The 18,829-nt window shown below is 72.5% G+C and carries 15 protein-coding genes and 1 pseudogene; 5 read left to right on the forward strand and 11 right to left on the reverse strand.

The genetic code is table 11. The features are described from left to right. Positions 1-186 precede the first annotated feature (186 nt). Positions 187-969, forward strand: coding sequence for a 3-hydroxybutyrate dehydrogenase (locus tag DLJ47_RS01345; RefSeq protein WP_109898285.1), 783 nt, complete (start codon positions 187-189; stop codon positions 967-969). Between the two features lie 14 nt (positions 970-983). Then, positions 984-2,903, forward strand: coding sequence for a helix-turn-helix domain-containing protein (locus DLJ47_RS01350; protein ID WP_109898286.1), 1,920 nt, complete (start codon positions 984-986; stop codon positions 2,901-2,903). A gap of 31 nt (positions 2,904-2,934) precedes the next feature. Here the strand turns inward: DLJ47_RS01350 and DLJ47_RS01355 are convergent, their stop codons facing one another. Both DLJ47_RS01355 and DLJ47_RS01360 read right to left on the reverse strand, forming a co-directional pair. Further along, the gene (locus DLJ47_RS01355; protein ID WP_109898287.1) at positions 2,935-3,543 is read right to left on the reverse strand and encodes a TetR/AcrR family transcriptional regulator; all 609 of its coding nucleotides are present in this window, start codon (positions 3,541-3,543) and stop codon (positions 2,935-2,937) included. 11 nt (positions 3,544-3,554) lie between these two features. After that, positions 3,555-5,120: an MFS transporter gene (locus tag DLJ47_RS01360; RefSeq protein ID WP_109898288.1), complete on the reverse strand. Its 1,566-nt coding sequence runs from the start codon at positions 5,118-5,120 to the stop codon at positions 3,555-3,557. A 570-nt stretch (positions 5,121-5,690) separates the two neighbouring features. Between DLJ47_RS01360 and DLJ47_RS01365 the strand changes: the two genes are divergently transcribed. Then, on the forward strand, positions 5,691-6,278 hold the full coding sequence (locus tag DLJ47_RS01365; RefSeq protein WP_109898289.1) for a hypothetical protein: 588 nt from the start codon (positions 5,691-5,693) through the stop codon (positions 6,276-6,278). Between the two features lie 75 nt (positions 6,279-6,353). On the opposite strand, the gene DLJ47_RS01370 is transcribed toward DLJ47_RS01365, so the two are convergent. The 8 genes from DLJ47_RS01370 to dnaE all read right to left on the reverse strand — a co-directional run bounded on the left by DLJ47_RS01370 (position 6,354) and on the right by dnaE (position 17,050). After that, the gene (locus DLJ47_RS01370) at positions 6,354-7,370 is read right to left on the reverse strand and encodes a branched-chain amino acid ABC transporter permease (RefSeq protein ID WP_109898290.1); all 1,017 of its coding nucleotides are present in this window, start codon (positions 7,368-7,370) and stop codon (positions 6,354-6,356) included. Next, positions 7,367-8,248 (reverse strand): branched-chain amino acid ABC transporter permease, encoded by an 882-nt coding sequence (locus DLJ47_RS01375; protein WP_088994862.1) that lies wholly within the window; start codon positions 8,246-8,248, stop codon positions 7,367-7,369. Before DLJ47_RS01375 ends, DLJ47_RS01370 begins: the two co-directional genes overlap by 4 nt. 7 nt (positions 8,249-8,255) lie before the next feature. Beyond that, on the reverse strand, positions 8,256-9,509 hold the full coding sequence (locus tag DLJ47_RS01380) for an ABC transporter substrate-binding protein (protein WP_199235644.1): 1,254 nt from the start codon (positions 9,507-9,509) through the stop codon (positions 8,256-8,258). A gap of 45 nt (positions 9,510-9,554) precedes the next feature. Beyond that, a complete protein-coding gene (locus DLJ47_RS01385) occupies positions 9,555-10,247 on the reverse strand; it encodes an ABC transporter ATP-binding protein (protein WP_109898292.1) in 693 nt (230 codons plus the stop codon). Further along, positions 10,234-10,995 (reverse strand): ABC transporter ATP-binding protein, encoded by a 762-nt coding sequence (locus DLJ47_RS01390; protein WP_109898293.1) that lies wholly within the window; start codon positions 10,993-10,995, stop codon positions 10,234-10,236. Before DLJ47_RS01390 ends, DLJ47_RS01385 begins: the two co-directional genes overlap by 14 nt. Positions 10,996-11,256: 261 nt before the next feature. Next, the gene (locus tag DLJ47_RS01395; protein ID WP_109898294.1) at positions 11,257-12,294 is read right to left on the reverse strand and encodes an aminotransferase class V-fold PLP-dependent enzyme; all 1,038 of its coding nucleotides are present in this window, start codon (positions 12,292-12,294) and stop codon (positions 11,257-11,259) included. Positions 12,295-12,358: 64 nt separating this feature from the next. Further along, positions 12,359-13,255 (reverse strand): hypothetical protein, encoded by an 897-nt coding sequence (locus DLJ47_RS01400; protein WP_109898295.1) that lies wholly within the window; start codon positions 13,253-13,255, stop codon positions 12,359-12,361. Positions 13,256-13,516: 261 nt separating this feature from the next. Beyond that, positions 13,517-17,050, reverse strand: a complete 3,534-nt coding sequence (gene dnaE / locus DLJ47_RS01405; protein WP_109898296.1) for a DNA polymerase III subunit alpha — start codon at positions 17,048-17,050, stop codon at positions 13,517-13,519. Positions 17,051-17,276: 226 nt separating this feature from the next. Between dnaE and DLJ47_RS01410 the strand changes: the two genes are divergently transcribed. Next, positions 17,277-17,759: an RNA polymerase sigma factor gene (locus DLJ47_RS01410; RefSeq protein ID WP_233257602.1), complete on the forward strand. Its 483-nt coding sequence runs from the start codon at positions 17,277-17,279 to the stop codon at positions 17,757-17,759. A 48-nt stretch (positions 17,760-17,807) separates the two neighbouring features. Continuing rightward, a complete protein-coding gene (locus tag DLJ47_RS01415) occupies positions 17,808-18,350 on the forward strand; it encodes a hypothetical protein (protein ID WP_109898297.1) in 543 nt (180 codons plus the stop codon). Here DLJ47_RS01415 and DLJ47_RS35570 read toward each other — a convergent pair. After that, a pseudogene (locus DLJ47_RS35570) lies at positions 18,347-18,829 on the reverse strand (hypothetical protein); the annotation flags it as partial. The gene DLJ47_RS01415 and the pseudogene DLJ47_RS35570 overlap by 4 nt on opposite strands.

Genomic DNA, 18,829 nt, shown 5'->3' on the forward strand with positions numbered 1-18,829 from the left:
GTGGCACAGTCGCGGGCGGCCTGACCCCGCCGCCCGCGACTGTGCCACCGCCCCCCGACATTCCGCCCGCCGCGGCAGCCGCAGGGGCCAGCGGCGAGGAGGCGCTGCGGCCCACACAACCTGACCGTCGAGTATGTGTCGCCACCCCATGTGCGCCCGGCCACACAGCTCGTAACTTCTTGCGCCATGACGGCAGAACCCGTGGCGGTCCCCCACGTCGTGAACGTCGACCTCGCCGGTCGCAGCGCCCTGGTGACCGGAGGCGGCAGTGGCATCGGACGGGCCTGTGCCCTGCGCCTGGCGGCGGCTGGCGCGACGGTGCTGGTGGTGGATCGCAACGTCGAGGCGGCCAAGGCGGTGGCGGCCGAGACCGGCGGCCGGGCCGAGGGCATCGACCTGGCCGACGCCGAGGCGGTGGACCGGCTCGACGCGGACGTGGACATCGTGGTGAACAACGCCGGGTTGCAGCACGTCGCCCCGGTGCCGGAGTTCCCCGCGGACCGGTTCGCGTACCTGTACCGGGTGATGGTGGAGGCGCCGTTCCTGCTCATCCGCCGGGCGCTGCCGCACATGTACGCGCAGGGCTGGGGGCGGATCATCAACATCTCCTCGGTGCACGGGCTGCGCGCCTCGCCGTACAAGGCGGCGTACGTGTCGGCCAAGCACGCGCTGGAGGGGCTGTCGAAGGTGGTGGCGCTGGAGGGCGCGGCGCACGGCGTGACCGCCAACTGCGTCAACCCGGCGTACGTGCGCACCCCCCTGGTGGAGAGCCAGATCGCCGACCAGGCGGCCAGCCACGGCATTGCCGAGGCCGAGGTGGTCGAGAAGATCATGCTGGCCCGGGCCGCGATCAAGCGCCTGATCGAACCCGAGGAGGTGGCGGAGCTGATGGCGTACCTCTGCTCCCCGCCGGCGGCGTTCATCACCGGCGCGTCGATCGCGCTCGACGGGGGCTGGACGGCGAGCTAGTGGCGAGCCGCACAATGTCGGTCATGTCGTCGCCGGTGGAGTACCTGGAGCTGCTCGCGCGGGAAGCAGCCGCGGTGGAGTTCGAAGGGCCGCTGGTCGCCGCCCGCGCCGCCGGCCTGCCCGCCGACCGGCTGGCCGAGCTGGAGCAGGCCAAGACGGTGGCGCTGCGGGTCCGCGCGCTGCTGGAGCGCCGACGCCGCCGGGAGACCGAGCTGTCCGGGCTGTACGACACGGTCAGCGACCTGGCCGGGCTGCGCGACCTGGACGACGTGCTGCGGGCGATCGTGCACCGGGCACGCAACCTGCTCGGCGCCGACGTCGCCTACATGACGCTCGACGATGAGGAACGCGGCGACACCTACATGCGGGTGACCGACGGTTCGGTGTCGGCCCGCTTCCAGCGGCTGCGGCTGCCGATGGGCGCCGGGCTCGGAGGCCTGGTGGCCCAGTCCGGCGCCCCCTACGTGACCGCCAACTATCCCGAGGACGACCGCTTCCATCACACCGGGGAGATCGACGCCGGGGTGGGCGAGGAGGGCCTGGTGGCCATCCTCGGGGTGCCGCTGCGGCTCGGCTCGACCTCGATCGGCGTGCTCTACGCCGCGAACCGCTCGGCCCGCCCGTTCGCCCGGGAGGAGGTCGCGCTGCTGGTCTCGCTGGCCGCGCACGCCGCGGTGGCGATCGACACCGCGCGGCTGCTCGCCGAGACCCGGTCGGCGCTGGAGGAGCTGTCGGCGGCCAACACCACCATCCGGGCGCACAGCAGCTCGGTGGAGCGGGCCGCCGCCGCGCACGACCGGATGACCGCGCTGGTGCTGCGCGGCGGCGGGGTGGAGGACGTCGCGGCGGCGGTGACCGAGGTGCTCGGCGGGGCGCTGCTGGCGCTGGACGCCGAGGGCCGGCTGCTGGCCCGGGTCGGCGAGATAGAGGAGCCGGACCGGGCGGACATGGTGGAGGCGATCGCCGCGTCGCGTACCGAGGGGCGCAGCGTGCGCCGCGGTTCGCTCTGGTACGCCGCGGTGGTCGCCGGCGCCGAGAACCTGGGCGCGCTGGTGCTCCGCCCGGACGACGACCTGGTCGACGCCGACCAGCGGATCCTGGAGCGGGCGGCCCTGGTGACCGCGCTGCTGCTGTTGTTCCGGCGCACGGTCGCCGAGGCGGAGGGCCGGGTCCGCGGCGAACTGCTGGACGACCTGATCGCCCGGCCGCTGCGGGACACCGACGCGCTGCGCAGCCGGGCCCGCCGGCTCGGGGTGGACCTGGACGCGCCGCACGTGCTGGTGGCGGTCGGCGACGACGCGATCGCGGCGACCGGCTCGGCCCGGCAGCGGGTGCTCTCCTGGGCCACCACGTACGCCTCGACCCGGGGCGGGCTGGCTGCGGCGCGCGACGGGCGGGTGGTGCTGATGCTGCCCGGCACGGACGCCGGCGGCAGCGCCCGGGCGGTGGCCCGGGACCTGTCCCGGGTGACCGGCCGGCCGGTGACCGCCGGGGCGAGCGGCCCGTCCACCGGGCCGGCGTCGCTGGCCACCACGTTCCGGGAGGCCGACCGCTGCCTCACCGCGCTCGGCGCGCTGGGCCGGGCCGGGCAGGGGGCGAGCACCGCCGAGCTGGGCTTCGTCGGGCTGCTGCTCGGCGCGGTCGGCGGCCAGGGCGACCAGGACGTCACCCGGTTCCTGGAGGCGACCGTCGGCCCGGTGGTCGACTACGACGCACGGCGGGGCACCGCGCTGGTCAAGACGCTGGAGGCGTACTTCGGGGTGGGCGGCAGCCTGGCCCGGGCCGCCGAGCTGCTGCACGTGCACGTCAACACGGTCACCCAGCGGCTGGAGCGGGTCGGGCAGCTGCTCGGCGCGGACTGGCAGAAGCCCGAGCGGGCGCTGGAGGTGCAGCTCGCGCTGCGCCTGCACCGGCTGCGTACGCCCACCGGCTGATCCCGGCGGCTGATCCCGGCGGCCGGGACGGTCAGCGGGCGCGGATGCCCTCCAGCACGCTGTCGACGACGCGCTCGGGCAGGCCGGCGTCGTCGAGGTCGGGGCTCCAGCGCAGCACCCGCTGGATCAGCATCGGGCCGGTGAGCATCGCCATGGTGACCTCGATGTCGAGGTCGGCGCGCAGCTCGCCGGTGCGGATCCCCCGGCGCAGCACCTCGCGCATCAGCGCCCGACGCGGCTCGATGATGCTCTGGTAGAGCTGATACTCGTCCGGGCTGCGGTTCACCCGCGGCACCAGGCAGGGCATGATCCGCGCCGCCCGCGGGTCGATGTGGTGCCCGACCGCGCTCACCAGCACCACCAGGTCGTCGCGGACCGACCGGCCGGCCGGCGCCGGCGGACTGCCCTTGAGCCGGCGCAGCGCGTCGGTCAGCAACGCGTCCTTGCCCGGCCAGCGGCGGTAGATGGTGGCCTTGCCGACGCCGGCCCGGGCCGCGATCGCCTCGATCGAGATCGTTTCCACCGAGTTGCCCTCGGCGAGCAGGTCCAGGGTGGCCTCGACGATCGCCTCGTCCGCGCGGACGCTCCGCGGTCGCCCGGGCGACCGCGGAGCATCGGCGGCGGAAGTCATGTCGGACATTGTCGCCGACCCTAGGCGGTCCCGGCCAACTCGGGTTCGCCGGCCGGCACCGGGGCCGCCGGGGCCGCCGAGCGGCCGGGCATCCAGCGGGCCACCACGAGCAGACCGGCGGCGGCCGCCACCGTGGCGAGCACCGCTGCCCAGTGCATCGCGGTCACGAAGGCGTCGTTGGCCACCGCGATCAGGTGCGGCGCCGCCGGGCCGAGCTGACCCGCCGCGGCGTACGCCCCGGAGATCGACTCGCCGGCTGCCTGCTGCGCCCCGGCCGGCAGGTCCCGCAGGGCCGGCTCGACGTCGCCGCGGTAGACCGCGGAGAGCACCGAACCGAGCACCGCGACGCCGAGCGCGCCGGCCACCTGCCGGATGGTGTTGCTGACCGCCGAGCCGACCCCGGCCTTCTCCCGGGGCAGCGCCGACATGATCGACTCGGTGGCCGGCGGCATGATGTTGGCCATCCCGACGCCCTGGAGGAAGAAGAAGACCAGCACCACCCAGATCGGCGTGGTCGCGTCGATGAACGCGAAAGCGCCGAGCGCCACCGCGGTGAGCGTCAGGCCGACCGCGGCGACCGCCTTGCCGCCGTACCGGTGCACCATCGCCGCGCTGCGCGGGGCGAAGAAGAGCTGGGCTGCGGCGAACGGCAGGAAGAGCAGGCCGGTCTCCAGCGGACTGTAGCCGCGGACCAGTTGCAGGTAGAACGAGCTGAAGAACATCACGCCCATCGCGGCGAAGAAGACCAGCCCGACCAGGGCCACCGGCGCGGCGAAGCGCGGCACCCGGAACAGCCGGACGTCCAGCGACGGGTGGTCGCTGCGCCGCTCGTGCGCGACGAACCAGGCCAGCACCGCCAGACCGCCGACGATCGAGGCCCAGACCACCGGCCGGCCGAAGCCGTGCTCGCCGCCGTCGATGATGCCGTACGACAGGGCGACCAGGCCGACCACGGAGAGCAGCACGCCGAGCACGTCGACCCGGCCCGGCTTCGGATCCCGCGACTCGGGCACCAGCAGCGCGACCAGGACCACGCCGAGCGCCACCACCGGCACGTTGATCAGGAAGACCGAGCCCCACCAGTAGTGCTCCAGCAGCGCGCCGCCGAGCACCGGGCCGATCGCCACGGCCAGGCCGACCGCTCCGGCCCAGACGCCGATCGCCCGCCCCCGCTCCCGCGGGTCGAAGACGTTGGAGATGATCGAGAGCGTCACCGGCATGATCGCCGCGCCGCCGACGCCCATCAGCGCGCGGGCCGCGATCAGCTGGCCCGGGCTCTGGGCGTACGCGGACAGCAGCGACGACAGGCCGAACAGCGCCAGCCCGACGAGCAGGAAGCGTTTGCGGCCGGCCCGGTCACCGAGCACCCCGAAGGTGAAGAGCAGACCGGCGAAGACCAGCGTGTAGGAGTTGATCGCCCACTCCAGCTCGCCCTGGCTGGCGCCGAGGCCGTGCACCGGGTCGGCGAGGGTGCGGAGCGCGACGTTGAGGATCGTGTTGTCCAGGACGACGACGAGGAGGCTGATCACCAGCACCCCGAGGATCGCCCACCTCCTCGGATGTCCGGTGTTCTCGTTCGGTGGCATCGGTGGTGTTCTCCCCCCGGTCACCCGTGCCGAAATACGATACGGGACAGACTCGTAACTGGGGTCAGCGTAGGCGCTGCATTAACGATACGGAACCGATCCGTATCGAATGTGTCCGCCGTCACGTCACCCGCGGCGGCCGGCCGGATCGGGCGCGTCTTTCCGCTGGCGGCGACGGCAGCCTGACGCGGCTGCGAGGTTCGGGGGCGATCGTCCGGTTCGGCGATGTGACCGGGTGCATCCGGGGCGCGGAATCGTGGCCGGTCGCGGGGCGTTACACCATGCGGACGATCGAGCAAGGGCACGCCAGGCGTGACCCGGCCCCGGAATGACGGTGGCCCGCCGGTCGTTGCATCCCCCGGAACGATCGCAGCAAGGCCCCGCCGGATGCGGGTCCCGGCCCCCGGAATGATGCCGGGCCGGCGGTCGTTACACATGGTCCCGGCGCCGCGAGGCATCCCCCGCCCACGGCAAGCGCCGGTTCTTCCCCCAGTTCTGTGAGCGCCTGCTGGTGCTTGCGCCCGGCCGACCCCCTCGGTGCGGGCGTCAACCCCCGAATGGAGCTTCCTGATGAACACGATCATGCGTAAGAGCGTTCTCGGTATCGCTGGTCTCGCCGTCGCCGGTGGCCTCGCCGCTGGCCCGCTGAACCACGCCGACAGCACCCCCACGACCGGCCCGGCCGCGGTCGCCATGGTCGAGGCGGGCAAGCCGGACATGGCCAAGCTGATCCCGCACGGTGTGCAGGGTGAGCAGTCGCGCATCGACCTGGGCGACGAGCAGGTCGACAACGTGAAGGCGATCATCGCGGCGACGAAGAAGTCCGACATGGACGAGCGGGCCGCCGTGGTGGCGATCGCGACCGCGCTGCAGGAGTCGAAGCTGGAGAACCTGGGTCACCTGGGTGACCGCAACGACCACGACTCGCAGGGCCTGTTCCAGCAGCGCCCGTCCTCGGGTTGGGGCACGGTGGAGCAGATCACCGACCCGGAGTACTCGACGATGGCGTTCCTGAAGGGTCTCAAGCAGGTCGACGGGTGGCAGGACATGCCGCTGACCAAGGCCGCCCAGACCGTGCAGGTGTCGGCCTACCCGTTCCACTACGCCCAGTGGGAGCAGCAGGCCGCCGACCTGGTCGCCGAGCACTGGAACAGCTGACAACCGAGCACGCATGACCGACAACCGCTGGCCGGCACCCGTGACGGGTGCCGGCCAGCGGCGTGTCGGTAGCGGTCAGCGCCGGCGGGACGCCCACCAGCGGTTGGCCAGGGCGGCGACGCTGCCCCAGATGCCGCGCCGGAACAGCAGCACGACGAGGACGAAGATGCCGCCGGTGACCAGGCCGATCGCCTCGAAGCCGGAGAACGACAGCCAGTCCTCCAGGCGCACCACGATGGCCGCGCCCAGCACCCCGCCCCAGAGCGTGCCGATCCCGCCGAGCACCACCACGATGACCGCCTTGCCGGAGGTGGTCCAGTGCAGCACCTCCAGCGAGACGAACCGGTGCCCCACCGCGAACAGCCCGCCGCCGAGCCCGGCGATGAAGCCGGAGAGCACGAACGCGGTCAGCTTGTAGCGGTGCACCGGGTAGCCGAGCGCGCGGGCCCGGGCCGGGTTGTCGCGGATGCCGACCAGCACCCGGCCGAACGGCGAGTGCACGATCCGCCAGGCGCCGAGCAGGCCGAGCAGCACGATCGGCAGGATCGCGTAGTAGAAGTAGTAGTCGTCGCTCAGGTCCAACCCGAACAGCTCGCGGGGCACACCCTGCAGGCCGTTCTCGCCCTGGGTCACCGACCGCCACTCGTTGGCCACGTAGTAGACCATCTGCGCGAAGGCCAGCGTGACCATGGCGAAGTAGATGCCGGTCCGCTTCACCGCCAGGTAGCCGATCGGCACCGCGAGCACCGCCGCGGCGAGGGCGCCGGCGAGCACCGCCGCCGGGAACGGCAGCCCGAGGTGGATCGCCACCAGGCCGGTGACGTACGCGGAGGCACCCCAGAACGCGGCGTGCCCGAAGGACATCAGCCCGGTGAAGCCGAGCAGCAGATCGACCGCGACCGCGAACAGCGCCCAGCAGAGGATGTCCACGGCCACCGCCGGGTAGAGCCCGTTGGGCAGCCAGAACGCCACCAGCAGCCCGACGGCCAGCAGCGCGTACCGGAGCCAACGGGGCGCGCGGGCGACGGTGAGCAGCCCGGACGGCGCGGCCGGGCGGGCCGCGTCGGCCGGGGTGTCCACGGTGCTCGTCATGCCGGTGCCTCCTCACGGCCGAACAGCCCGGCCGGGCGCCAGAGCAGTACGACGGCCATCACGATGAAGACGATCGTCTGCGACACGATCGGGAACTGCGACAGGTACGCCTCGCCCCACGCCTGCACCAGCCCGATGCCGAAGCCCGCGGCGACCGAGCCGAAGATCGAGCCCAGGCCGCCGATCACCACCACGGCGAACACCACGATGATCAGGTCGGCGCCCATCAGCGGATTCACCGCCCGCATCGGCGCGGCGAGCACGCCGGCCAGCCCGGCCAGGCCGATGCCGAAGCCGAAAACCGGAGTGACCCAGCGCCCGACGTTGATGCCGAACGCCCGGGTCAGCTCGGGCCGCTCGGTCGACGCCCGGACCACCATGCCGATCCGGGTGCGGGTGAGCACCCACCAGACGCCGACACAGACGGCCACCGCGAAGCCGAGGATGAACACCCGGTAGGTGGGGAAGTCGAAGATTCCGAAGTCGACCGAGCCACTCAGCGCCGACGGGGTGGCGTACGGGCTGGACTGCACCCCGTACCGCAGTTTGACCAGGTCCTGCAGGATCAGCGTCAACCCGAAGGTGAGCAGGAAGTTGTAGAGCGGGTCGAGCCGGGTGAGCCGGTGGATGAACGCCCGCTCCAGCGCCATGCCGAGCAGGCCGAGGCCCACCGGCATGATCACCAACGCCGCCCAGAACGGTACGCCCGCCTCGCTGAGCAGCACGTACGCGCCGAAGGCGCCGAGCATGTAGAACGCCCCGTGGGCGAAGTTGACCACTCGCAGCATGCCGAAGATGACCGCGAGCCCGAGGGCGAGCAGGGCGTAGAACGCCCCGCTCACCAACCCGTTGAACGTGTTCTGCAGGAAGCCGGTCATCGGCCCGTCACATCTTGCACGCCGACGACGGGGCGGCGAAGGCCTCGGCGGCGGGGATGGTCTTGAGCACCTTGACGTAGTCCCACGGCTCGGAGACCTCGGACTGCGGCTTCACCTGGGCCAGGTACGCGTCGTGGATGACCCGGTGGTCCTCGGCGCGGATCTTGCCGTTGCGCAGGAAGACGTCGTTGACCTCCTTGCCCTCCAGCCCCTTGACCACCGTGTCGGCGTCGTCGGTGCCGGCGGCCTGCACGGCCTCCAGGTACTGCATCGCGGCGGAGTAGTTGGCCGCGTGCGCGAAGGACGGCCGGGTGCCGGTCTCCTTCTGGAACCGGTCGGCGAACTCGCGGTTCTGCTGGTCGAAGTTCCAGTACCAGGCGTCGGTGTAGGTGGTGCCGGCCAGCGCCGCCGGGGTGAGCGAGTGGATGTCGGTGATGAACATCAGGCCGACCGCCAGGCCGACGCCCTTGTCCCGCAGCTTGAACTCGTTGTACTGCTTGACCACGTTGACCAGCTCCGCGCCGGCCTGCATGGTGCCGAGCACCTCGGGCTTCGGGTTCAGCGTCGGCGCCTTGAGCAGGAAGGTGGAGAAGTCGCCGCTGGTGTTCGGGAACGGCGCGCCGTCCTTGCCGACGACCTTCCCGCCGGCCGCGGTGATGGCCGCCGAGAAGCTTTTCTCCATGTCCTGGCCGAAGGCGTAGTTCGGGTAGAGGATGTACCAGTTCTTGCCGACCTGCTCGGTGGTGGTCTTGCCGGTGCCGTTGGCCAGCATGTACGTGTCGTACGCGTAGTGGAACGTGTACTTGTTGCAGCTCTTGCCGGTCAGGTCGGTGGTCGCCGCGCCGATGTTGAAGTAGAGCTTCTTCTTCGCCTTGGCCACGTCGGCCACCCGCAGCGCCGCCGACGAGGTGGGCACATCCAGGATGATGTCCGCGCCCTGGCGGTCGTACATCTCCTGGGCCTTGCTGTTGGCCACGTCCGGCTTGTTCTGGTGGTCGGCGGTCTCGACGGCGATGTCCTTCGTGATCGCCTTGTCCCCGTGCTTGGCCTTGAAGTCGGCCACCGCCATCTCCACGGCGGTGACCGAGTTCTTGCCGGACAGCTCTGAGTACGCGCCGGACTGGTCGTTGAGCACGCCCAGCACGATCTTGCCCCCGGTCAGCTTCTCGTCGCCGCCCGACTGGGGCCCACCGCCGCCGCAGCCGGCGACCAGCAACACCGCCGCCGCCGAAGCGGCGGCCACACCCACCGTCCTACGCATGCCCAATCCTTTCGTCCGCGCCGGGCGCGGCGTCCGTTGTCGACATCAGATGCCGAGGTACGACAGGAGCTCGCGCTCCCGCGACCGCACCTCGGAGTTGTCCATCGCCTCCGCGATGCGTCCCTCGGCCAGCAGGTAGTGCCGGTCGGCGACGCCGGTGGCGAAGTGCAGGTTCTGTTCCACCAGCAGCACGGTCACGCCGTGCCGCTTGGCCTCCCGCAGGAGATCGCCGACCTGCTGCACGAGCAGCGGCGAGAGCCCCTCGGTCGGTTCGTCGCAGAGCAGCAGCCGGGCGCCCATCCGCAGCACCCGGGCCAGCGCGAGCATCTGCTGCTCGCCGCCGGAGAGCATGGTGGCGGCCGAGTCGCGCCGCTCGTAGAGCGCCGGGAACGCCTCGTACACCCGCTCCAGCGACCACGGATCCGGGCCCACGCTCGGCGGCAGGGTGAGGTTCTCGGTCACGGTCAGGGTGGCGTAGCTGCCCCGGTCGTCGGGGACCCAGCCGAGCCCGAGCCGCGCCCGCCGGTGCGCCGGCAGCCGGCCGACGTCCTGGCCGTCCAGCTCCACCGTGCCGCGCTGGCCGGCGTGCAGCCCCATCACGCAGCGCAGCAGGGTGGACTTGCCGGCGCCGTTGCGGCCGACCAGGGTGACCACCTCACCGGCCTTGACCTCCAGGCTGACCTCCCGCAACACCTGCGCCTCGCCGTACCAGGCGGACAGGTTCTCAATGCGCAGCATCAGCGGCTCCCAGGTAGGCGGTGATCACACGCTCGTCGGCGCGGACCTCTTCGTACGGGCCCTCGACGAGGACCTTGCCGGCCTGCAGGACGGTCACCGTGTCGGCGAGCCGCCCGACCACGCTCATGTTGTGCTCGACCATCACCACGGTCCGGCCCTGCCGGACCTGGGCGATCAGGTCCACGGTGCGGTCGACGTCCTCCAGGCCCATGCCTGCGGTCGGCTCGTCCAGCAGCAGCACCTTCGGGTCCAGGGCGAGCGCGATGGCCAGCTCCAGGGCCCGCTTGCGGCCGTACGCGAGCGCCTCGGCGGGCGCCTCGGCCAACTCCGCCAGCCCCACCATCGCGAGCAGTTCGGTGGCCCGGTCGGTGTACCGCCGCATCAGCGCGGACGAGCGCCAGAACCGCCAGCCGAGCCCGCTCGGGCTCTGCAGCGCCAACTCGACGTGCTCCCGGGCGCTCAGCTGCGGGAAGAGGCTGGTGATCTGGAAGGAGCGGGCCACGCCGAGCCGAGCCACCTGCTCCGGCGGCAGCCCGGTCACGTCCCGCCCGGCCAGCTCGATCCACCCGCCGCTCGGCTTGAGGAAGCCGGTGAGCAGGTTGAACAGGGTCGTCTTCCCGGCGCCGTTGGGGCCGACCAGCGCGTGCACGCTGTCCGGCGCCACGTCCAGGTCGACGCCGTCGACCGCCCGGAAGCCCCGGAAGTCGCGGGTCAGCCCGCGAGCCGACAGGAGCGCTTGCCCGGCCATCGCACATCCTCCGCAGGTCTGGCGCGACGGGCCCGGTCGGTGACCGTGGTCACATGGTCGTCGCGTTCAGGAAACCTACGGCGGGGTGTGTGAGTCGAGCCATGTCGATGACCCACATATTCCCCGGCGTCGAACCGGGTGCGGACACCACCCTCGACCGCCCACGCCCGCACAGCGGGCCATCGAGGGCAATCAGTAGCTCGGCCGGTGACCCTGCGGCATGTGGCGCACCCACGGTGCGTGCCGCGGGAGCGTTCCCGGTCACCCCGTCAGGGCGTTCAGCGCCAGGTCGACGTCGTCGGAGGTGGAGTAGAGGTGGAACGAGGCGCGCACCCGGCCGGCCCGTACGGCGGCCCGCACCCCGGCCCGCTCCAGCCGTTCCCGGGCGCCGGGCACCTCGACGGTGACGATGGCGCTCTCCCCCGGTGGCCGGCCGAGCCCGGCGAGGAACCGGTTGGCCAGCGCCACGTTGTGCTCGTGCACGGCCGGCACGCCGATCTCGGCGAGCAGGTCGAGGGCGGGCGCGGTGCCCACCCAGCTGAACCAGGCCGGGGAGATGTCGAACCGCCGGGCGTCGGCGGCCAGCCGCAGCGGCGGCCCGTAGTAGGAGGCGTGCGGGTCCTCGCCCGCGTACCAGCCGGCGGCGTCCGGGCGCAGCCGGTCGCGCAGGTCGGGGGCCAGGTAGGCGAAGGCGGTGCCGCGCGGCGCCATCAGCCACTTGTACGCGCCGACCACCACCACGTCGGCGCGGGCCGCGTCGAACGGCAGCCAGCCGCACGCCTGGGTGGCGTCCACCGCCACCAGCGCGCCGTGCGCCCGGGCCGCGGCCACGATCTCGTCGTACGGCGCCACCGCGCCGTCGGCGGACTGCACCAGGCTGAACGCGACCAGGTCGGTGCCGGCGTCGATCGCGTCGACCAGCTTCGCCAGCGGCACGGTCCGCACCCGCACCCCGCGCTCGGCCTGCACCAGCCAGGGAAAGAGGTTGGAGGTGAACTCGACCTCGGGCGCCACCACGGTCGCGCCGGGCGGCAGCGCCGCCGCGACCGGGGCCAGCAGCTGCGACACCACGGCGCCGGTCGCGACGTCCGCGACCGGCACGCCGACCAGGTTGGCGAAGGCGGCCCGGGACCGTTCGGTCGCCTCGCCCCACCCCTCCCACGAGGTACGCCCCACCCGCCAGTCGGCCAGCGCGTCCTGCACCGCCGTCCAGGCCGGCTCGGGCGGCAGCCCGTAGCTGGCGGTGTTCAGCCAACCCGGCTGCGGCTGCCACAACTTCTGCGCCTGCTCGATCTCCACCCGGTCGACGCTAGCCGTCACCGCCGCCCGGCGGCACGGCCAATCCGCCGATCGCGGCCCAGGGTCAGGCGGCGACCCGGAGGGCGCGCACGCTCCGGCGTACCTCGTCGACCACCCGGTCCAGCGGCCAGCGGGCGAGGTCGGCCAGCGGGTGCTCGGCGCGCAGCCGGCGTACCACCGCCAGCCCGACCAGGTAGCCGCAGCGCTTCGGCAGGTCGCCGGCGAGCGGTGACTCCCGCATCAGGAAGTACGGCGCGTGGTGCTCGGCATCGGTGGCGTCCAGGTCGGCGCCGATCCGGTCGAGGATCTCCGGCCACCGACGGCGGCAGGTGTCCAGCCACGTCCGGTAGCCGGGGCGGCCGAACCAGAGGTACGCCGCGTCGGGGCCGCCGGGCGCGGCCTCGGCCGAGACCTGGGTGGCCAGTCCCTCGGTGAACAGCGCGTTCGCCACCCCGTACGGCGGCCAGTCGCGGATCGTGGCGAGCCGGTCGTGCAGCACGTGCGCCGTCTCGTGCAGCACCAGCAGCCGGTCGTCACCCGGCGGGCCGAGCTGCTCGACGGCGAGGAAGAGGGCGAACCGGCCGTCGAGCCGGTCCGCCCAGCCGTTGGCCCGGTGCAGCCCGACCAGCACCACGCAGTCGAGCGGGTCGCCGTCGGCCGACCAGTCCAGCGCCGCGGCGACGGCCCGGATGCCGTCGGGCAGCAGCGCACGTACCGCCGCGGACCGGGCGGCGAGGTCGGCGTCCTCGTCGCGGAGCCGGACCAGGATGTCGCCGAGGTCGTCGGGGCGCGACCACTCCCCCGCCTCGTCCAACGCGGCGAAGACGCCGGGGTGCCGGTCGAGGTAGCGGGATCGCCAGAGCGCCGGCCACTGCTCGGCCGGTACGCCGTCGCACGCGCGCAGGCAGGCCAGGAAGTCGGGCACCAGGTCCCGGACCCGCACCAGATCGGTGGAGAGCACCTCCCGATGCTGCCCGATCCCGCGTCGGCCCGCCGCACCGACCGGCGTTGCACCGGCTCGACGGCCCCGGTCCTGTCGAGCTGCCCCACCGACAGGGGCAGCGGCGCGAATCGACCAAGGTCGCGCTCGAACCAGGATGTAGTGGCCTCCTCGCGACAGGAGACCACTACATCCTGGACGTAGCGCGATCTCGGCTGGCGGACCAGCCAGCGGACCGGCCGGCGGAACGCGCGGCGGAGGCGGGTGTGCCGGGGGGCCGGGTCAGCTGACGTTGGCGGGGCCGAGGACGCTCTTCAGGTCGGCCATCAGCGCGGTGGTGGCCGCCACCCGGAACGGGCCGAGCCGCAGCGTGGTGGTCCGGCTGCCGTTGAGCAGCTTGACGTGCACCTCGGCGTCGCCCGGGTGCAGCACCAGGGTCTCCTTGAGCCGCTCCACCAGCGGCGGGGTGCACCGGGTCACCGGGATGGTGAGGGTGACCGGCTTGTTGGCCGCGCTGCTGCTGACGTCCGGCATGGACATGTCCATCGCCATGATCCGCGGGGTGTCGTCGCGGCGGTCCACCCGCCCCTTCACCACCACGATGGCGTCCTCGGCGATGTACTGCCCGATCACCTCGTAGGTGTTGGGGAAGAAGAGCGTCTCCACCCCGCCGGCGAGGTCCTCCAGGGTGGCCGACGCCCAGGCCCGGCCCTGCTTGGTGACCCGGCGCTGCACCCCGGAGAGGATGCCGGCGAGGGTGACCACCGCGCCGTCCGGCACGGTGCCCTCCTCGGACAGCGCCGCGATGGTGCAGTCGGCCGCCGCGCCGAGCACGTGCTCCAGGCCGAACAGCGGGTGGTCGGAGACGTAGAGGCCGAGCATCTCGCGTTCGAAGGCGAGCTTGTCGCGCTTGTCCCACTCACCGTCGCCGATGGTCGGCATGACCGTGGTGCTGCCACCCGCGTCGTCCTCGCCGAACCCGGCGCCGAAGAGGTCGTACTGGCCGACGGCCTCCTTGCGCTTGACGTCGGCGTACGCGTCGATGGCGTCCGCGTGCACGGCGAGCAGGCCCTTGCGCGGGTGCCCGAGCGAGTCGAACGCCCCGGCCTTGATCAGCGATTCGATCGTCTTCTTGTTGCAGACCACCGCGTCCACCTTGGACAGGAAGTCGTAGAAGTCGGTGTAGGCGCCCTTCTCGTCCCGGCACCGCATGATCGCGGCGACCACGTTCGCGCCGACGTTGCGGATGGCGGCCAGGCCGAACCGGATGTCCTTGCCGACCGGGGTGAACGGCCCGGCCGAGGTGTTGACGTCGGGCGGCAGCACCTGGATGCCCATCCGCCGGCACTCCGACAGGTAGAGCGCCATCTTGTCCTTGTCGTCACCGACGGAGGTGAGCAGCGCCGCCATGTACTCGGCCGGGTAGTTGGCCTTGAGGTAGCCGGTCCAGTACGACACCAGCCCGTAGCCGGCGGTGTGCGCCTTGTTGAAGGCGTAGTCGGCGAACGGGACCAGGATGTCCCAGAGGGTCTGGATGGCCTCGTCGGAGTAGCCGTTGGCCCGCATGCCGTCGCGGAACGGGATGAACTCCTTGTCGAGGACCTCCTTCTTCTTCTTGCCCATCGCCCGGCGCAGCAGGTCGGCCTGACCGAGGCTGTAGCCGGCGAGTTTCTGCGCGGCGCGCTGCACCTGCTCCTGGTAGACGATCAGGCCGTAGGTGGGGCCGAGGATCTCCTCCAGCGGTTCGGCCAGCTCCGGGTGGATCGGGGTGATCTCCTGGAGGCCGTTCTTGCGCAGGGCGTAGTTGGTGTGCGAGTTGGCGCCCATCGGGCCGGGCCGGTAGAGCGCCAGCACCGCGGAGATGTCCTCGAAGTTGTCCGGCTTCATCAGCCGCAGCAGCGAGCGCATCGGCCCGCCGTCGAGCTGGAAGACGCCGAGCGTGTCGCCGCGGGCCAGCAGCTCGTACGTCGGCTTGTCGTCCAGCGGCAGCTTCAGCAGGTCGACGGTGGTGCCGTGGTTGGAGGCGATGTTCTTCAGCGCGTCGTCGATGATGGTGAGGTTGCGCAGGCCGAGGAAGTCCATCTTCAACAGCCCGAGCGACTCGCAGGTCGGGTAGTCGAACTGGGTGATGATCGCCCCGTCGGCGTCCCGGCGCATCAGCGGGATGTGCTCGATGATCGGCTCGGCGGACATGATGACGCCGGCGGCGTGCACGCCGGTCTGCCGGATCAGGCCCTCGATGCCGCGGGCGGTGTCGATCACCTTGCGTACGTCCGGGTCGGACTCGTAGAGGCCGCGGATCTCGCCGGCCTCCGCGTAGCGCGGGTGCTTCGAGTCGAAGATGCCGGACAGCGGGATGTCCTTGCCCATCACCGCCGGCGGCATCGCCTTGGTGATCCGGTCGCCCACCGCGTACGGGTAGCCGAGCACCCGGGCCGAGTCCTTGATCGCGGCCTTCGCCTTGATCGTGCCGAAGGTGGCGATCTGGGCGACCTTGTCCTCGCCCCACTTCTCGGTGACGTACCGGATGACCTCGCCGCGCCGGCGCTCGTCGAAGTCGATGTCGACATCCGGCATGGAGACCCGCTCGGGGTTCAGGAACCGCTCGAAGATCAGGCCGTGCGGCAGCGGGTCCAGGTCGGTGATGCCCAGCGCGTACGCCACCAGCGAGCCGGCCGCCGAGCCACGGCCCGGGCCCACCGCGATGCCCTGGCTCTTCGCCCACTGGATGAAGTCGGCGACCACGAGGAAGTACGACGGGAAGCCCATCTGGATGATGACGCCCAGCTCGTACTCGGCCTGCTTGACGTGGGTCTCCGGGACGCCGTCGGGGAACCGGCGGGCCAGCCCGGCGAAGGTCTCCTTGCGGAACCAGGACTCCTCGGTCTCGCCGTCGGGCACCGGGAAGCGCGGCATCAGGTTGCGGAACTCGAACATCCCGGTCGGGTCGACCTTCTCGGCCACCAGCAGCGTGTTGCGGCAGCCCTCCAGCCACACGTCGGAGCCGTCCACGCCGCGCATCTCGTCGGCGGACTTGATGTAGTAGCCGCTGCCGCCGAACTTGAACCGGTTCGGGTCGGCGATGTTGCTGCCGGTCTGCACGCAGAGCAGCACGTCGTGCGACTCGGCCTGGGCCTCGTGGGTGTAGTGCGAGTCGTTGGTGACCACCGGCGGGATGCCGAGCTTGCGGCCGATCTCCAGCAGCCCGTCGCGGACCCGCTTCTCGATGTCCAGGCCGTGGTCCATCAGCTCCAGGAAGTAGTTCTCCCGGCCGAAGATCTCCTGGTACCTGGCCGCCGCCTCCAGCGCCTGCGCGTCCTGGCCCAGCCGCAGCCGGGTCTGCACCTCACCCGAGGGGCAGCCGGTGGTCGCCATCAGCCCGTCGGCGTACTCGGCGATCAGCTCGGCGTCCATCCGCGGCCACTTCACGAAGAAGCCCTCGGTGTACGCCCGGGAGGTCAGCGCGAACAGGTTGTGCAGGCCGGTCTTGTTCCGCGCCCAGATGGTCTTGTGCGTGTAACCGCCGCTGCCGGAGACGTCGTCGCTCTTCTGCTCCGGCCGACCCCACCTGACCCGCTGCTTGTGGAAGCGCGACTCCGGCGCCACGTACGCCTCGATGCCCAGGATCGGGGTGACGCCGGCCGCCATCGCCTGCTTGTAGAAGTCGTGCGCGCCGTGCATGTTGCCGTGGTCGGTCATCGCGACCGCCGGCATCCCCTGCCGGCCGACCTCGGCGAACAGATCCTTGAGTCGGGCGGCGCCGTCGAGCATCGAGTACTCCGTGTGCACGTGCAGATGCGCGAACGAATCGCCCATGCGGAGCGCCCCCCGGGGTCGGATCATGGGATGGTCGAGGTCGGTCCGCTTACCCTATCCCCGCCGCGCCGGGGGTCTCCAGCGGCGCCGCACGGCACGCCGGGCCGGGTGGTGTGGATCTCTTCCGGCCCCGCCGGACGGTCGGCTGCCGGACTCGCTCTCGCCGCTCCCGGCCCGCCGGCCCTAGCCTGGAACGACGGCGGACCGGCGAGCATTGGACGAGCGGATGCCCCTCGCGGACGGGATCGAGGACCTGGCCGAAGCCGCCGCGCGCGGCGACCCGGCCGCGCTGGACGCGCTGCTGGTGGCGGTCCGGCCGGAGGTGCTGCGACTCTGCGCCCGGCTGCTGCCGCACCGCGAGGACGCCGAGGAGGCGTGCCAGGACACCCTGCTCGCGCTGGCCCGCGGCATCACCCGGTTCGAGCGGCGCTCGTCGTTCCACACCTGGCTGTACCGGCTCACCGCCAACCGGGCCCGGTCCACCTACCGGATGCTGCGCCGGCGCTGGCTGGTCGAGGCCGGCGGGATGCCGCTGCCCGACCGGCCCGACCCGCGGCGCACCAGCGTGGTCGCCGGCACCCGGCTCGACCTGCTCGACGCGCTCGACGCCGTCCGCCCGGAGCTGGCCGAGGTGATCGCCCTGCGGGACGTGCTGGAGCTGAGCTACCCCGAGATCGCCGACCTGCTCGACGTGCCGGGGGGACCGTGAAGTCCCGCGTCCACCTGGCCCGCCGGCAGGTCCGGCAGCGACTCGCCGATGACTGAGCGCGGCCGGAGGACCGCCGTCGCGGCCCTGCTGGCCGTGGTCGCCGGGCTGGCCGGGTGCGGCGGCGACGCCCCCGTCTCGCCGCTGCCGGTCCAGCCACCGGCGCCGGTCGCCGCCGGCACCACCAGCCCGCCCGGGTCGCCCGCCGGCACCCCGTCGGCCCCGGCCACCCCGCCGGGCCCGTCGACGGTCGCGCCGCCGACCCGGCGTCCCGCGCCGGCCGCTCCCCCGCCGACCACCGGCAGGGGTACGCGTACCCCGTCGCCGACGCCCGCCTGTCACGGCCCGATCCGGTACGACATCGTCCTCGCCGAGACCGAACTGGAACTGATCAGATCACTCTGCTTCGCCGCCGGCGCGGTGCTGCGCATCCAGGGCATCGGGCCGGGCCTGGTCACCGTGGACCGGGAGGACCTGGTCTCCCGGCACTACGAGGCGGGGGTGGTGGACATCCGCTTCGTACGGACCGGCACGGTGGCGGTGACCATCCCCAAGGACGGCCGCGAGCACACCATCACCGTGGTGGTCGTCTAGCCCGGCGGGCGTACCCGCACCCCGGCGAGCAGCGCGTCGACGAACGCGGACCCACCACCGGGCGGCGGAACCACCTGCACGTAGAGCAGCCCGGCCGGGGTCGTCCCGGCCGCTTCGACGATCACCGGTCGCCCGCGCGGGCAGGCGTACCCGGCCACCACCCAGTCCACCCCGCCCAGCCGGGTACGCCGCACCGGCGCGGCGACGCAGTCGGCGTGCGGGCGCTCGGCGACGAACCCCTCCGCGTCGGTCCGCCGGGCGATGCTGGCGGAGAGGCCGACGAAGGCCCCCGGCACGCTCGGGTCGACCGCCCACCGGGCCGGGTCCGGTGAGACGACCAGCGCCGGTTCGAGGTCGCCGTCGTCGCCGTACTGGCCGGCCCAGCCGGTGCCGGCGGCCCGCCAGCCGGTCGGCAGGGTGACGGTGACCCTGTCTCTTATACCCAGCTGACGCTGCCGACGAATAGCCTTGTGTAGATC

The organism is Micromonospora sp. S4605 (genome assembly GCF_003176715.1).
Taxonomy (GTDB): Bacteria; Actinomycetota; Actinomycetes; order Mycobacteriales; family Micromonosporaceae; genus Micromonospora; species Micromonospora echinaurantiaca.

What these genes read in the sequence shown, in the direction of transcription:
- DLJ47_RS01345 (WP_109898285.1), top strand. Translation starts at nt 187, where the DNA reads ATGACGGCAGAACCCGTGGCGGTCCCCCACGTCGTGAACGTCGACCTC.
- DLJ47_RS01350 (WP_109898286.1), top strand. Translation starts at nt 984, where the DNA reads ATGTCGGTCATGTCGTCGCCGGTGGAGTACCTGGAGCTGCTCGCGCGG.
- DLJ47_RS01355 (WP_109898287.1), bottom strand. Translation starts at nt 3,543, where the DNA reads ATGTCCGACATGACTTCCGCCGCCGATGCTCCGCGGTCGCCCGGGCGA.
- DLJ47_RS01360 (WP_109898288.1), bottom strand. Translation starts at nt 5,120, where the DNA reads ATGCCACCGAACGAGAACACCGGACATCCGAGGAGGTGGGCGATCCTC.
- DLJ47_RS01365 (WP_109898289.1), top strand. Translation starts at nt 5,691, where the DNA reads ATGAACACGATCATGCGTAAGAGCGTTCTCGGTATCGCTGGTCTCGCC.
- DLJ47_RS01370 (WP_109898290.1), bottom strand. Translation starts at nt 7,370, where the DNA reads ATGACGAGCACCGTGGACACCCCGGCCGACGCGGCCCGCCCGGCCGCG.
- DLJ47_RS01375 (WP_088994862.1), bottom strand. Translation starts at nt 8,248, where the DNA reads ATGACCGGCTTCCTGCAGAACACGTTCAACGGGTTGGTGAGCGGGGCG.
- DLJ47_RS01380 (WP_199235644.1), bottom strand. Translation starts at nt 9,509, where the DNA reads ATGCGTAGGACGGTGGGTGTGGCCGCCGCTTCGGCGGCGGCGGTGTTG.
- DLJ47_RS01385 (WP_109898292.1), bottom strand. Translation starts at nt 10,247, where the DNA reads ATGCTGCGCATTGAGAACCTGTCCGCCTGGTACGGCGAGGCGCAGGTG.
- DLJ47_RS01390 (WP_109898293.1), bottom strand. Translation starts at nt 10,995, where the DNA reads ATGGCCGGGCAAGCGCTCCTGTCGGCTCGCGGGCTGACCCGCGACTTC.
- dnaE (WP_109898296.1), bottom strand. Translation starts at nt 17,050, where the DNA reads ATGGGCGATTCGTTCGCGCATCTGCACGTGCACACGGAGTACTCGATG.
- DLJ47_RS01410 (WP_233257602.1), top strand. Translation starts at nt 17,277, where the DNA reads ATGCCCCTCGCGGACGGGATCGAGGACCTGGCCGAAGCCGCCGCGCGC.
- DLJ47_RS01415 (WP_109898297.1), top strand. Translation starts at nt 17,808, where the DNA reads ATGACTGAGCGCGGCCGGAGGACCGCCGTCGCGGCCCTGCTGGCCGTG.